We start from the raw sequence: 14,179 nt of genomic DNA on the forward strand, positions 1-14,179 counted from the left end.
GTTGATCTGTCAGGAGCGTTATCTTGAAAATCACCCGTGTCAGCGTCACCCCGATTGCCTTTCGTGATCCGCCACTGCTCAACGCCAGTGGCATCCACGAACCTTTTGCCCTGCGCTCGATCATCGAGATTGAAAGTGACAACGGCTACATCGGCCTCGGCGAAAGCTACGGCGATGCCCCGGCGCTGGCGATCCAGCAACAATTGCAGAGCCAGTTGATCGGCCTCGATCCGTTCAACCTCAATCAATTGCGCGCGATCGTGCAGGCCACCGTGGCGGCGAATAAACCCGCCAGCGTCGCTGGCGCCGAACTGGCCCCCGGTTCCCACGCCAGCAAAGCGGTGAGCAATGCCTACTCGGCATTCGAAGTAGCGTTTCTCGATTTGCAGGCGCACTACCTGAACGTGCCGCTGGTGGACCTGCTCGGCGGCGCGATTCGCGATGAAGTGCCGTTCAGCGCTTACCTGTTTTTCAAGTACGCCGAGCATATCGACTCGCCCTACAAGCCGGACAACTGGGGCGAGGCGCTGAGCGAGCAGCAGATCGTCGCGCAGGCAGCGCGGATGATCGAGGCGTACGGTTTCAAGAGCATCAAGCTCAAGGCCGGCACTTTGCCGCCGGAGCATGAAGTGGCTTGCATCAAGGCACTAAAGAAAGCCTTTCCGGGTTTTCCGCTGCGCATCGATCCGAACGGCAACTGGTCGCTGGAGACGGCGATTCTCATGGCCGAACTGCTCGGCGATGATCTGCAGTATTACGAAGACCCGACCCCGGGGCTTGATGGCATGGCTGAACTGCACAAGCGCACCGGTCTGCCCTTGGCGACCAATATGATCGTTACCGATTTCGACGAGTTCCGCCGCAGCGTTGCGCAGAACAGCGTGCAAATCGTCCTCGCCGACCACCATTATTGGGGTGGCCTGCGGGATACGCAGACGCTGGCGAAAATGTGCGATGTGTTTGGCCTCGGCGTGTCGATGCATTCCAACTCGCACCTGGGCATCAGCCTGATGGCCATGGCGCACGTCGCGGCGGCAGTGCCGAATCTGGATTACGCCTGCGACACCCATTACCCGTGGCAGGAGCCGGACGAGGAAGTGATCAAGGGCGGCAAGCTGCCGATTGTCGATGGCTGTGTGAAGATCAGCCGTGCGCCGGGGTTGGGGCTGGAACTGGACCATGAGCAACTGGCCAAGCTGCATGATCAGTACCTGACGTGCGGGATTCGCCAGAGGGATGATGTGCGGCAGATGCAGCGGTACAAGGCAGATTGGCGGGCGGTCAAGCCGAGGTTTTGAGGTGGTCGGGACGGGCCCCATCGCGGGCAAGCCCGCTCCCACAGGGTCTTTGTCGGATGCAAAATTTGTGAGCGACACAATACCTGTGGGAGCGGGCTTGCCCGCGATGGGGCCCATGAGTCAAAGCGTCTCGAGCAGCCAATCCCGAAACGCTCTCAACGAAGGCAGATTCTCATTACGCGGCGGGTACACCAGGTAATAGCTGCGTCGGCTGGTAATTGGCTCGCCCAGTTGCAGCAATTCGCCCTTGAGCAATTCGTCTTCGACCAGAATTCGCGGCACCAGGCCGACGCCGATATTGGCGCGTACTGCCTGAATCAAGTGCGAGGTCATTTCGAAGCTCGGCCCGATCCGCATGCTGCGATGCGGCAGTTGATGATGGCTGAACCATTCCGCCCATGCCTGGGCATTGCTGCTGACGTTGAGCAGCAACTGCCCGGCCATGTGCCGCTCGGCCTCGTCGCGTTCAGTCGCCGACAGCTGCGCGCTGGCAATCGCCACCAATTCTTCGGTGTGCAGGGGCAGGGCGGTCAGGCCTGGCCATTCACCCCCGCCGACGCAGATCGCCGCGTCGATTTCGCTGGTGTCGAAGTCGATGGTTTCGATCCGCGAATGCAGGTGCACGGTCGTGCCCGGGTGCGCCGTGTAGAAATCCTTCAACCGTGGCAGCAGCCATTTCGAACCGAAGGTCGGCAGCGTCGCCAAGCGCAGGCTATGGATACCCGAACCAAACGCCATTGCCTGCAAGGTTGCGCTGCGAATCTGTCCGAGGGCTTCGCTGAGCTCGCGCTGATACATGCGCCCGACATCCGTCAGCACCACCTGCCGGCCTTCACGGCTGAACAGACGCATGCCGAGCATCTTCTCGAGAATCTGAACCTGGCGGCTGACCGCGCTCTGCGTCAGTGACAGTTCATGGGCGGCGCGGGTGTAGCTCTCGTGGCGAGCGGCGGCCTCGAAAGCCAGCAGCAGCGACATGGACGGTGTGAGGGTGCGCGGATTCATTCGTAAAACTCATCGATAGCGGGTCGAAATTACGCTTGTTCCATGGCTGGCCAGCAATGAACATGGGCGCAATCAGATGGCGGAGCCTGACGCAATCATTCCTTGCGCACAACTGTTCACCGCCACACAGCCCGATTTGACCGAGATGACCCGACCGATGATTGCCCAGCTGTCGCCTGCCAAAGCCCTGACCGGCGATTACCAACAATTCCTCGCCGCCCTGAAAGACAGCGGCTTTCGCGGGGAAATCAGCGCTGATTACGCCAGTCGCGTGGTGCTCGCGACCGACAACTCGATCTACCAACGCCTGCCGCAAGCCGCTGTGTTTCCGCTGGACGCCGAAGACGTTGCACGGGTGGCGCGGCTGATTGCCGAACCGGCGTACGAGAAAGTGGTGATCACCCCCCGTGGCGGTGGCACCGGCACTAACGGTCAATCGCTGACGGACGGTATCGTCGTCGACCTGTCGCGGCACATGAATCGCATTCTGGAAATCAACGTTGAACAGCGCTGGGTGCGCGTGCAGGCCGGGGTGGTCAAGGATCAGCTCAACGTCGCGTTGAAATCCTCCGGGCTGTTTTTTGCTCCGGAACTGTCGACCTCGAACCGCGCCACGGTCGGCGGCATGATCAACACTGACGCCAGCGGCCAGGGCAGTTGCACCTACGGCAAGACCCGCGACCATGTGCTGGAACTTGAAATGATCCTGCGCGGCGGCGAGCGTCTGCACGGCCTGCCGCTGGCCGAGGATGAGCTTGCAGCGCAGTGCGCCCGCGATGATCGCGTCGGCGAAGTCTATCGTTGTGCGCGGCAGATCATTGATGAACAGGGCGAGCTGATCAAGGCACGCTTTCCCGATCTCAACCGCTGCCTGACCGGTTATGACCTGGCGCATCTGCGCGAGGCCGACCAGCGCTTCAACCTCAATAGCGTGCTGTGTGGCGCTGAGGGCTCGCTGGGCTTCGTCGTCGAAGCGCGGTTGAACGTACTGCCGATTCCCAAGCACACGATGCTGGTGAATATCCGCTACGCCGGGTTCATGGATGCCTTGCGTGATGCGCGGGCGTTGATGGCGCTCAAGCCGTTGTCGATCGAAACCGTCGATTCCAAGGTTTTGCTGCTGGCGATGCAGGACATCGTCTGGCACGGCGTTGCCGAATATTTTCCCGAAAACCCTGAGCGGCCTACTCTGGGCATCAACCTGGTCGAGTTCTGCGGTGACGATCCCGAAGACCTGCAGCGCCGCGTCGAAGCGTTTCTCGAACATCTGCAAAACGACCGCACCGTGGAGCGCCTGGGCCATACGCTGGCGGTTGGTCAGGCAGCGGTGAACAAGGTTTACGGCATGCGCAAACGGGCGGTGGGCCTGCTCGGCAATGTCGCCGGCGAAGCCCGCCCGCAGCCGTTCGTTGAAGACACCGCCGTGCCGCCGCAGCATTTGGCCGAATACATCGCCGAACTGCGCGACCTGCTCGACAGCCACAGTTTGCAGTACGGCATGTTCGGCCATGTCGACGCCGGCGTACTGCACGTGCGGCCGATCCTCGACATGAAAGACCCGCAACAAGCGGCGCTGGTTCGTCCGGTGTCCGATGGCGTAGCGGCGCTGACTCAGCGCTACGGCGGCCTGCTCTGGGGCGAGCATGGCAAGGGCCTGCGTTCGGAGTACGCGCCGGCATTCTTCGGCGAGTTGTACCCGGCACTGCAAGCCTTGAAAGCCGCGTTCGACCCATTCAACCAGTTCAATCCGGGCAAAATCGCCACGCCGGCCAACAGCGGCGCAGCACTGCTGAAGATCGACGAAGTGACCCTGCGCGGCGAGCTGGATCGACAGATCGACGAGAAAGTCTGGCAAAGCTACGGCGCGGCCATGCACTGCAATGGCAACGGCGCTTGCTACAACTTCGATCCTGATGACGCCATGTGCCCGTCGTGGAAAGCCACCCGCGAACGCGCGCAGTCGCCCAAGGGCCGCGCTTCGCTGATTCGCGAATGGCTACGGTTGCAGGGCGAGGCGGGCGTCGATGTGCTCTCGGACGCAATCCGTAAACCGGCGTTTTTCAGCACGCTGTGGCAGCGCTGGCGCAACAGCCGCGATCCGTCGGGAGACTTCTCTCATGAAGTGTATGACGCCATGGCGGGTTGTCTGGCCTGCAAATCCTGCGCGGGGCAGTGCCCGGTGAAGGTCAACGTGCCGGAATTCCGCTCGCGTTTTCTCGAGCTGTATCACAGTCGTTATCTGCGTCCGGCACGGGATTACCTGATTGCCTCGCTGGAATACACCATTCCATACATGGCGCGGGTACCGGCGCTTTATAACGGTCTGATGGGTGCTGGCTGGGTGCGTGGCGCGCTGGCGCGGATCGGTGGCATGGTCGATGTGCCGCTGCTCAGCCGTTTCGATTTCCATGCGGGGATGCGCCGTTGGCAGGTGCAGCCGGCAACCGTCGCAACGTTGTCGGCGCTGACCCCGAAGCAACGCGAACGCAGCGTGGTCATCGTGCAGGACGCCTTCACCCGCTACTTCGAGGCGCCGCTGCTGGCTGATCTGGTCGAGCTGATTTCGCGCCTGGGTTATCAGGTCTATCTCGCGCCGTTCAGCGCCAACGGCAAGCCGCTGCACGTGCAGGGCTTTCTCTCGGCGTTCAATCGGGCGGCGTTGCGTAACGCCGGGCAATTGCAGGCGCTGGCGCAGACCGGCGTGCCGCTGCTGGGGCTGGATCCGGCGATGACTCTGGTCTATCGCCAGGAATACCTGAAAGTACCCGGCCTGAATGAGTGCCCAGAAGTAGCGCTGGTGCAGGAGTGGTTACTCAAGGTCATGCCAGAACGGACGCCTGAGGCTCAGCCGAAAGCGTTCCGTCTGCTCGCACATTGCACGGAGAAAACCAACGCGCCGGCCGCGACCCGCCAGTGGGAACAGGTCTTTGAACGTGCCGGTCTGAAGCTGGCCACGCAAGCCACCGGTTGCTGCGGCATGTCCGGCACCTACGGCCACGAAGCACGTAATCGCCAGACCTCGGCAGTCATTTACGAGCAGTCGTGGGCGCGTCAGGTGCAGGCTCCGGCGGAGCAGGGCGAGGCGTTGGCGACCGGCTACTCCTGCCGCAGCCAGGTCAAGCACCAGTCGGATCAGGCGCTGCGCCATCCGTTGCAGGTGCTGCTCCAGACGCTACGTCGCTGACCGTGTCGCTGGTGTCCCTGTCCCAGATCAGGCGCGGGTCGAAACTCATCGCCGCGAGCATGGTGAACACCACGACCAGGCCGAAGAACAGGATGCCCGGTCGTGGCTCGATATCGCCCAGCGCCTGGAACTTCACCAGCGCCGCGACCAGCGCGACCACCAGCACATCGAGCATCGACCAGTAGCCGATCAGTTCGACGAAGCGGTACAGCTTCGAACGCTCCCTGCGCGCCCAATCGCTGTTGCGCTGTACGGTGACCAGCAGCAAGGTCAGGGCGACGAACTTGACCCCCGGCACCGCGATACTGGCGATGAAAATGATCAGGGCGATGTCCCACGCCCCGGCCTCCCAGAACTCCAGCACGCCACTCATGATCGTGCTGTCGGCGCCGTTGCCAAGCATCACCGTATTCATCACCGGCAGCAGATTGGCCGGGATATAAAAGGCCAGGGCGGCGAGCATGTACGCCCAGGTTCGCGTCAGCGAATTGGTTTTGCGCCGATGCAGCGGCGCATCGCAGCGCGGGCACTCGTGTGGCTCGTCGGTCATATCGCAGGCTAGGCCACAGCTGTGGCACAGGCATAAATTGAGTTCACTGGCGGTCGGTGGACGCTTCATAAAATGTCCCAGAGTTCACGGATGTCACGGCCGGCAATGCGGATCATCATCAGGCTCAGCACCGCCAGGGCGAACAGGCCGATCCCCGGCAGCACATCGAGCAGGCCGGCGAGTTTGAACACCGCGACCATCGCCCCCAGCAGACACACCTCAAGCATGCTCCACGGGCGCAGGGTTTCCAGCCAGCGCATGCACAGATTGAACCCCGGTGCCCGCCTCATGCCGAGGGCGAAACTCAACACCCAGACCAGCAACACTAGCTGAAATGCCGGGGCGATGATGATTGCGATCGCCGCGACCATGGCGATAAAGGTGATCGGCCCCTGGCTCAGCGCGAGCACCGAATCCCATAGGGTCGCGCTGTTTTTCATGCCTTTGAGGCTGATGCTCATCACCGGGTAGAAATTGGCGAACAGCCACAGCATCGCCGCCGTAAACGTCAGCGCCAGACGCTGCTCGATGGTCAGGCCGTTGAAGCGCTGCAGCACGCCACCGCAGCGCACGCACAGGGTTTTCTGATGTTTGGCGAGCACGACTTTCTCGTACACGCAATCACAGTGCTCGCAGATGATCAGGTGTTCGGTGTTGACCATGGACAGCGCTCAAGGGCAGGGCGGACCTGTTCACTATAGAAGGCTGGCGCGGATGGGCAACCTCGATGCTGGATGTTTGGGTTTTGTTTTTTTGATGTTATAAGGTAACGCGAAATTTGCGGACGGCGTTGTGGCTGTCCGGTGTTATTCCTCTCGATTGCGAAAGCCCCATGACTCCTGTGCTTCCCCGTTCTGCCCCATTGACGACTGGCCGGCTGCTGTCCATTGATGCGCTCCGAGGCCTGGTGATCCTGTTCATGCTGCTCGATCACGTACGTGAAACCTTCCTGTTGCACCGACAGGTCTCCGATCCGATGGACATCGCCAGCACCGAGCCGGCGCTGTTTTTCAGCCGCACTCTGGCGCATCTGTGTGCGCCGGTGTTTGTCTTGCTGACCGGTTTGTCGGCATGGCTCTACGGCGAAAAATACGCCGGCAAAGCCGATGTCAGCGCATTTCTGTTCAAACGCGGATTGTTCCTCGTGGCGCTGGAGTTCACCTTGGTCAACTTCGCCTGGACGTTCCAGTTGCCGCCGAGCGTGATTTACCTGCAAGTGATCTGGGCGATCGGCCTGAGCATGATCGCGCTGGCGCTGCTGGTCTGGTTGCCACGTGCGCTGCTGCTGACGCTGAGCGTGGCGATCATCGCCGGGCACAACTTGCTTGATACGCTGCATTTCCCGGTCGAGTCGGCGCTGCATGTGCCTTGGGCGATTCTGCATGATCGAGGCTGGATCGAGATCAGCGAAACCCTGCGCCTGCGCACCTCGTACCCGCTGCTGCCGTGGATTGGTGTAATCGGCCTGGGCTATGCGCTCGGGCCGTGGTTTGCTCGCGGCATGGACGCGGCGGTGCGTCAGCGTCGTTTGCTGGTTGCCGGGGTCGGTGGATTGCTGGGATTTGTGGTGCTGCGCTTGATTAACGGCTACGGCGAAAAACCGTGGGCGATCAGCGATTCGCTGGTGCAGACACTGATGAGCTTTTTCAACATCACCAAATACCCGCCATCGCTGCTGTTTCTCGCGCTGACTGTGAGCTTAGGGCTGTTGCTGTTGCTCGCCTTTGAGCGCGTGCAGAGTCGCCGCTGGATTGGCTGGCTGACCGTGTTCGGCTCGGCGCCGATGTTTTTCTATCTGCTGCACTTGTACGTGTTGAAGGTGTTGTACCTGATCGGTGTCGCGCTGTTCGGCCTGAATCAGGGCAGCTATTTCGGCTTTTCGACGGTGACGGCGGTGTGGCTGGCGGCGGTGGTTCTTGCGGTGGTGCTGTTCCCGGCAGTGCGCTGGTTCTCTGCATTGAAAGCGCGGCGCCGCGACATCAGCTGGCTGAAATATCTGTAAATTGCGAGGAATTGTGGGAGTGAGCTTGCTCACGAAAGCGGTGAATCAGTCGGTATAAATGCTGGCTGATGCACCGCCATCGCTGGCAAGCCAGCTCCCACAGGGTTCTATGGTGTTTGCTGTATCAGTGTCCACCGCAGTATTTGTGGGAGCTGGCTTGCCAGCGATGGCTCCGGTGGATTCGGCATCTTCATCGCTTGATACACCGCTTTCGCGAGCAGGCTCGCTCCCACGGGTTTTTAGGCATCCGGCTTATTTACGATCCAGCCATACGGTCTGCGCGTTGCAGAATTCCCGTACGCCAAAGTGCGACAACTCGCGACCGAAGCCGCTCTTCTTCACGCCGCCGAAGGTCACACGAGGATCGCTCGCCGAGTAGCCGTTGATGAACACGCCGCCGGTTTCCAGTTCGCTGGTCAGTTGCTCGGCCAGCGCGACGTTGGCGGTGTAGATCGTGGCGGTCAGGCCGAAATCGCTGTCGTTGGCCAAGGCCACGGCGTGTGCGCAATCGCGGGCGGTGATGATTGAAGCGACCGGGCCGAACAGCTCTTGCTTGAACGAGGTCATGCGGTCGGTTACATCGGCCAGCAAGGTCGGTTCGTAGTAGTTGCCGGCGCCCTCGGTTTTTCTGCCGCCGAGCAGCAGCGTCGCGCCTTCCTCCAACGTGTCACGCACTTGCTGATCGAGTTCATCACGCAGATCGAAGCGCGCCATCGGCCCGATGTAAGTGTCGGCGTTCAGCGGATCGCCCATCTTCAACTGGCGTGTCGCTTCAACGAACTTGCGGGTGAATTCCTCGACCACACCTTGTTCGATGATCAGACGTTTGGCAGCCGCGCAGACCTGGCCGGAATTCTGATAACGACCGACCACCGCTGCGTGCACCGCCTCATCCAGATCAGCATCGTTGAGCACGATGAACGGATCGGAGCCGCCGAGCTCTAGCACGCATTTCTTCAGTGCTGCACCGGCCTGAGCGCCGATGGCCATGCCGGCGCGGACGCTACCGGTCAGGGTCACGGCGGCAATGCGCGGATCGGCGATGGCGGTGGAAACGCCTTCCGGGGTGACATTGATCACCTCAAACACGCCATCGGGAAAACCGGCGCGGACAAACGCATCGCGCAGCAGGTAAGCGCTGCCCATCACGTTTGGCGCATGCTTGAGCACGTAAGTGTTGCCAGCGATCAACGTCGGCACCGCGCCGCGCAGCACTTGCCAGATCGGGAAATTCCACGGCATCACCGCCAGAATCGGCCCCAGCGGACGGTACTCGATACGCGCCTTGCCGCCTTCAACCAGGGTGGCTTCGGCGTCGAGCATGGCTGGACCGTGTTCGGCGTACCACTCGCAGAGCTTGGCGCATTTCTCGATTTCGCCACGGGCCTGGGCGATCGGCTTGCCCATTTCCCGGGTGATCATGGTTGCCATCGCTTCTGAAGTTTCACGCAGCGCGCCGGCGAGGGCGGTCAAAAGGCGCGAACGATCCTGCAGCGGCTTGCGCTTCCACTTGCCAAAAGCGAAGGCAGCGCGAGTCAGTGCCGCATCAAGGGCAGCGGCGGATTCGAACGCGTAATGACCGATCTGCTCGCCGGTGGCAGGGTTGATCGAGATGGCGTGGGTCTGGCTGGAAATCTGGCTCATTGACGTTGTCCTGTAGGTTCGTCGGATGGGCCTAGAGTAGGGTGGCGTTAGTTTTCTGGAAACTGAATAATAAAGATCGTTTCTTTCACGATCGGAGAATGACTGTGGATCTGGTGCAACTGGAAATCTTCAAGGCCGTGGCCGAGCACGGCAGCATCAGCGCCGCCGCCACGCAGATTCATCGCGTGCCGTCGAACCTGACTACGCGGATCAAGCAGCTTGAGCAGGACCTCGGCGTCGATCTGTTTATCCGCGAGAAGAGCCGTCTGCGCCTGTCGCCGGCCGGGTGGAGTTTTCTCGAATACACGCGGCGCATTCTCGATCTGGTGCAGGAAGCGCGGGCGACGGTGGCGGGGGAGGAACCCCAGGGCGCGTTCCCGCTGGGCTCGCTGGAAAGTACCGCAGCAGTGCGTATTCCCGAACTGCTGGCGGCATACAACCAACAACATCCGAAGGTTGATCTCGACCTGTCCACCGGGCCATCAGGGACGATGATCGACGGCGTGCTGTCCGGGCGTCTGGCTGCGGCATTCGTCGACGGCCCGGTGCTGCATCCGGCCCTGGAAGGTGTGCCGGCGTTCGAGGAGGAAATGGTCATCATCGCGCCGCTCAATCATTCACCGGTCGAACGTGCGGCGGACGTTAACGGCGAGAATATCTACGCCTTCCGTTCCAACTGTTCCTACCGTCACCATTTCGAAAAATGGTTCAGCACCGACGCTGCCGTACCCGGCAAGATCTTCGAAATGGAGTCCTACCACGGCATGCTCGCCTGCGTCAGCGCCGGTGCCGGCCTGGCGCTGATGCCGCGCAAAATGCTGCAGAGCATGCCCGGCAGCGCGACGGTCAGCGTCTGGCCGCTGACCGCGGACTTCCGCTATCTGACTACGTGGCTGGTGTGGCGCCGGGGCACGGTGTCGCGCAGTCTGAGCATGTTCGTGCGCTTGCTTGAAGAGCGGGGCGTAGTGCGTGAGCAAGCCTGATCGAGCATGTCTTTATGGCGTGCCATTGCGCCCGTACAAACGATAACCGTCGCGCTGATTCAAGCGATCGTAATAGGCGCGCACCGCAGCCAGATTCCCGTGATCGAGCGGCGTTTCGAACCAGCGATTGACCGACAGCCCGATCGGAATGTCCGCCAGGGAAAACTGCTCGCCACTGACGTAAGCGCCAGTCTTCTCCAGTTGGCGGTCGAGGATTTGCATGTTGCGCATCCAGTCCCGGCAGTCGGCGGCCAGGGCATCGCCGTCCTGATAATCCGGCGACTTGCGCACCAGCGCCATCAGCGGGTACGACCAAGAGCGATTCAGCTCCGAGGCCTGCCAATCGATCCACTGATCGACCCGCGCGCGGGCGATGGGCTCAACCGGATATAAATGCGCACCGCCGTAACGCGTCGCCAGATAACGAATGATGGTGTTGGATTCCCAGAGAGTGAAATCGCCGTCCTGGATCACCGGCACCATCGCGCAGGGATTGAGCGCGAGAAACTCCGGCGTGTTCGGCGACTGGAAGCCCGAACCCCAGTCTTCGCGCTCGAACGGGATGTGCAGTTCAGCACAGGTCCACAGCACTTTGCGCACGTTGATCGATGAGGCTTTGCCGAGTATTCGCAGCATGGGATTTCCTTCTCCGGGTAATGGACGCAGAAAAAATACCATAGCGCAAAACACAAGGCCCGCATTGCGCGGGCCTTGGTTCATCAGCATCTGACTACGGCTTTTGCCGGGCGGGATTACCGGTTGAGGAACGCCAGCAGATCCTCATTCAACGCCTGCGCATGGGTCACGGCAAACCCGTGCGGCGCGCCCGCGTAAACCTTCAACTCGGCGCCCTTGATTTGCGCAGCGGCCTGCTTGCCGGTGGTTTCGAACGGCACGATCTGGTCGCCGTCGCCATGGATCACCAAAGTCGGCACATCGATCTTGGCCATGTCCGGGCGGAAGTCGGTTTCCGAGAACGCGGTCACGCAATCGACGGTGCCCTTGAGCGATGCCATCAGCGCAATGTTCAGGGTTTGCGTGAGCACGCCGTCAGAGACTTTCTGGCCCTGATTGGTGCCATAGAACGGCGCGTTGAAGTCGGCGATGAACTGCGCGCGATCCTTCAGCAGGCCAGCCTTGATGCCGTCGAACACCGATTTGTCGACGCCCTCGGCGAAGTCGGCTTTCTTGCCGAACAGCGGCGTCACCGCACCGAGCAATACCAGGCCGGCAACGCGCTCGCTGCCGTGGCGGGCGATGTAGCGGCTGACGTCGCCGCCACCCATGGAGAAGCCGACCAGGGTCACGTCGCGCAGGTCCAGATGGTTGATCAGGCCGGCGATGTCATCGGCGAAAGTGTCGTAGTCGTAGCCGGTCCATGGTTGATCGGAGCGACCGAAACCACGGCGGTCGAAGGCGATGGTGCGATAGCCGCGACTGCTCAGGTATTCCATCTGGTATTCCCACATGTCGGCGTCCAGCGGCCAGCCGTGGCTGAACAGCACGGGCTTGCCGCTGCCCCAGTCCTTGTAATAGATCTCGGTGCCGTCTTGGGTCTTGAAGGTGCTCATACAAACTCCTTGTGATCGTGTGTGGCAAGAATAGATGCCGAATGGGCAACGGCCACTATCCGCGCAAAACGCGCCCGCCACTTGTACGCAGGTGCTGGTTTCACCCGTATGAAAGCGCGGCAAATCCCGATGAGCGGAACAAACTTAAGTTTGACGTCAAAATGATGGCCCTCTAATATCGCGCCACTATTTTGATGTCACTTTTTGTGTCGAGGGATCGAACATGTTTTCACCCGCCTTCACGGCGCGGTTGTGCCTGGCGCTGCTCTGCCTTTCTCCGCTTGAATCTGCCTGGGCCGCGCCCACTCCTGGTGAAACCGACCTGATCCGCGAACGTCAGAACCGTTTGCTCGAAGAGCAGCAGCGGCGCCTCGAAGAACTCAAGGATCTGCCCGGCAAAGACGCCAAACCGGCGCAACCGACAGCACCCGCCGATACGCGCTGCTTCACCATCAAGGACATCGAGCTCAAGGGCGCCGACAGCCTCTCGGAGCGCGAAAAGACGCGGCTGCTCAAGCCTTATATCGGCGAATGCCTCGGCGTGCCGCAGCTCAACGAGCTGCTCAAAGTCATCACCGATCACTACATCGAGAAAGGTCTGGTCACCAGCCGCGCTTATCTGCCGCAACAGGATCTGTCCGCCGGGCACCTGAAAGTGCTGGTGGTCGAAGGCAAACTCGAAGGCATGAAAGGCGCAGAAAACAGCCGGCTCTCGGATCGCGAACTGGCCATGGCCTTTCCCGGCAAAAGCGGTGAACTGGTCAACCTGCGCGAGATCGAGCAAATGGTCGACCAGCTCAATCGCCTGCCATCCAATCAGGCCAAAATGGAGCTGGCGCCGGGGCAGAATGTCGGCGGCAGCGAGGTGCGCGTGACCAACACGCCGCAGAAGCCATGGCGCGCCGGCCTGTCCCGAAGCAACGATGGCCAGCGCAGCACCGGCGAGCAGCAGTGGGGCACCTCGTTCGACTGGGACAGCCCGCTGGGTCTGGCTGACCAATTGAGCCTGCGCGGCGGTCACGATGCGATGACCGATCATCAGCACACCTCGAACAACGCCATGCTCAATTACAGCCTGCCGTGGGGCTGGTGGACGTTCAGTTACACCTACAGCCAGAGCGAGTACCGCTCGCAGATCGCCGCCAACGGCTACAACTTCAAGCAGACCGGCGACAGCGAAAACCATCAACTGCGCGCCGAGCGCGTGATCCATCGCGACGCGGTCAGCAAGACCTCCCTCAGTGCGGGACTTTCGTACCTGCGCAGCAACAACTTCATCGAAGACAGCAAACTCAAACTGAGCAGCAATCGCATCAGCGAAGCGCAATTCGGCTTCAACCACGGCCGTCGTGTCGGCAGCGCTTTCGTCAACTTCGACGCTGGCATGCAGGAGGGCATTGGTGCTTTCGATGCGCAGGGCAGTCACGATCCCGGTCCCGGCGAACCGGATGCACGCTACCGCAAATACACCGCAACCCTGAGCTATTTGCAGCCGTTCAAATTACTCGGTGAGTCCTTCAGCTTCAGCAGCCTGATGACCGGCCAGCGCAGCGAAGATGTGCTGTTCAGCCCACAGCGCACCAGCCTCGGCGGCTCGGCGTCGATCCGCGGCTACAAGGATCAATCGCTGTCCGGCGACAGTGGTGGCTACTGGCGCAACGACCTGCGCTGGAGCCGCCCGGTGACCGCCGAATGGCTGCAACCGGTGTTCGCCGAATACGGCACCAGCTTCGGTTACGACCAGGGCGTGATTCGCGGCGATCGCTACAACGGCGATCAGCACGGACGCATGTCGAGCAACTCGCTGGAGTTGTTCGCACGTGGTCAGCATGTGGCCGCCAGCGTGACTTTCGCGCATTCCCTGGAACGACCGGACGCGCTGACCGAGGGTGAAGCGCCGATCTATTTCCGCCTGGATTTCTTCATTTAATTTTTGCCCGCT

At 61.2% G+C, this 14,179-nt stretch carries 11 protein-coding genes; 5 read left to right on the forward strand and 6 right to left on the reverse strand.

The genetic code is table 11. The annotated features are described in order from the left end of the window. Window positions 1–23: 23 nt before the first annotated feature. A complete protein-coding gene (locus tag AAEZ10_RS01595) occupies window positions 24–1,298 on the forward strand; it encodes a glucarate dehydratase family protein (RefSeq protein ID WP_350567191.1) in 1,275 nt (424 codons plus the stop codon). A 120-nt stretch (window positions 1,299–1,418) separates the two neighbouring features. Here AAEZ10_RS01595 and AAEZ10_RS01600 read toward each other — a convergent pair whose 3' ends face one another. Further along, complete coding sequence (locus tag AAEZ10_RS01600; protein ID WP_243241125.1) at window positions 1,419–2,303, reverse strand: LysR substrate-binding domain-containing protein; 885 nt, start codon at window positions 2,301–2,303, stop codon at window positions 1,419–1,421. Window positions 2,304–2,460: 157 nt separating this feature from the next. Between AAEZ10_RS01600 and ydiJ the strand changes: the two genes are divergently transcribed. Beyond that, window positions 2,461–5,487, forward strand: coding sequence for a D-2-hydroxyglutarate dehydrogenase YdiJ (gene ydiJ / locus AAEZ10_RS01605; protein ID WP_350567541.1), 3,027 nt, complete (start codon window positions 2,461–2,463; stop codon window positions 5,485–5,487). Here the strand turns inward: ydiJ and AAEZ10_RS01610 are convergent. Together AAEZ10_RS01610 and AAEZ10_RS01615 are read right to left on the reverse strand one after the other, a co-directional pair. After that, entirely contained in the window at window positions 5,420–6,106 is a 687-nt protein-coding gene (locus tag AAEZ10_RS01610; protein ID WP_130929789.1) for a paraquat-inducible protein A, read from the reverse strand. The two genes, ydiJ and AAEZ10_RS01610, sit on opposite strands and share 68 nt — an antisense overlap. Continuing rightward, window positions 6,103–6,699, reverse strand: coding sequence for a paraquat-inducible protein A (locus AAEZ10_RS01615; RefSeq protein WP_122507947.1), 597 nt, complete (start codon window positions 6,697–6,699; stop codon window positions 6,103–6,105). The genes AAEZ10_RS01610 and AAEZ10_RS01615 overlap by 4 nt, the downstream gene beginning before the upstream one ends. 170 nt (window positions 6,700–6,869) lie before the next feature. On the opposite strand from AAEZ10_RS01615, the gene AAEZ10_RS01620 reads away from it, so the two are divergent. Then, window positions 6,870–8,039 carry an acetyltransferase domain-containing protein gene (locus tag AAEZ10_RS01620; protein ID WP_350567196.1) on the forward strand — a complete coding sequence of 390 codons (1,170 nt, stop codon included), beginning with the start codon at window positions 6,870–6,872 and terminating at the stop codon, window positions 8,037–8,039. 252 nt (window positions 8,040–8,291) lie between these two features. Here the strand turns inward: AAEZ10_RS01620 and AAEZ10_RS01625 are convergent, their stop codons facing one another. Further along, complete coding sequence (locus AAEZ10_RS01625) at window positions 8,292–9,683, reverse strand: aldehyde dehydrogenase family protein (protein WP_350567199.1); 1,392 nt, start codon at window positions 9,681–9,683, stop codon at window positions 8,292–8,294. A gap of 104 nt (window positions 9,684–9,787) precedes the next feature. Here AAEZ10_RS01625 and ptrR point away from each other — a divergent pair, with 104 nt between their 5' ends. Continuing rightward, window positions 9,788–10,666, forward strand: a complete 879-nt coding sequence (ptrR, locus tag AAEZ10_RS01630; RefSeq protein ID WP_038862196.1) for a putrescine utilization regulator PtrR — start codon at window positions 9,788–9,790, stop codon at window positions 10,664–10,666. 12 nt (window positions 10,667–10,678) lie between these two features. Here ptrR and AAEZ10_RS01635 read toward each other — a convergent pair whose 3' ends face one another. Both AAEZ10_RS01635 and AAEZ10_RS01640 read right to left on the reverse strand, forming a co-directional pair. Continuing rightward, on the reverse strand, window positions 10,679–11,302 hold the full coding sequence (locus AAEZ10_RS01635; RefSeq protein WP_350567202.1) for a glutathione S-transferase family protein: 624 nt from the start codon (window positions 11,300–11,302) through the stop codon (window positions 10,679–10,681). Between the two features lie 116 nt (window positions 11,303–11,418). Continuing rightward, window positions 11,419–12,237 (reverse strand): alpha/beta fold hydrolase, encoded by an 819-nt coding sequence (locus AAEZ10_RS01640; RefSeq protein WP_122507943.1) that lies wholly within the window; start codon window positions 12,235–12,237, stop codon window positions 11,419–11,421. Window positions 12,238–12,460: 223 nt separating this feature from the next. Between AAEZ10_RS01640 and AAEZ10_RS01645 the strand changes: the two genes are divergently transcribed. Continuing rightward, window positions 12,461–14,167 carry a ShlB/FhaC/HecB family hemolysin secretion/activation protein gene (locus AAEZ10_RS01645; protein ID WP_350567205.1) on the forward strand — a complete coding sequence of 569 codons (1,707 nt, stop codon included), beginning with the start codon at window positions 12,461–12,463 and terminating at the stop codon, window positions 14,165–14,167. Window positions 14,168–14,179: the final 12 nt, after the last annotated feature.

The organism is Pseudomonas sp. H26/SER47-MNA-CIBAN-0231, from assembly GCF_040310465.1.
In the GTDB taxonomy this organism is placed as follows: domain Bacteria; phylum Pseudomonadota; class Gammaproteobacteria; order Pseudomonadales; family Pseudomonadaceae; genus Aquipseudomonas; species Aquipseudomonas atacamensis.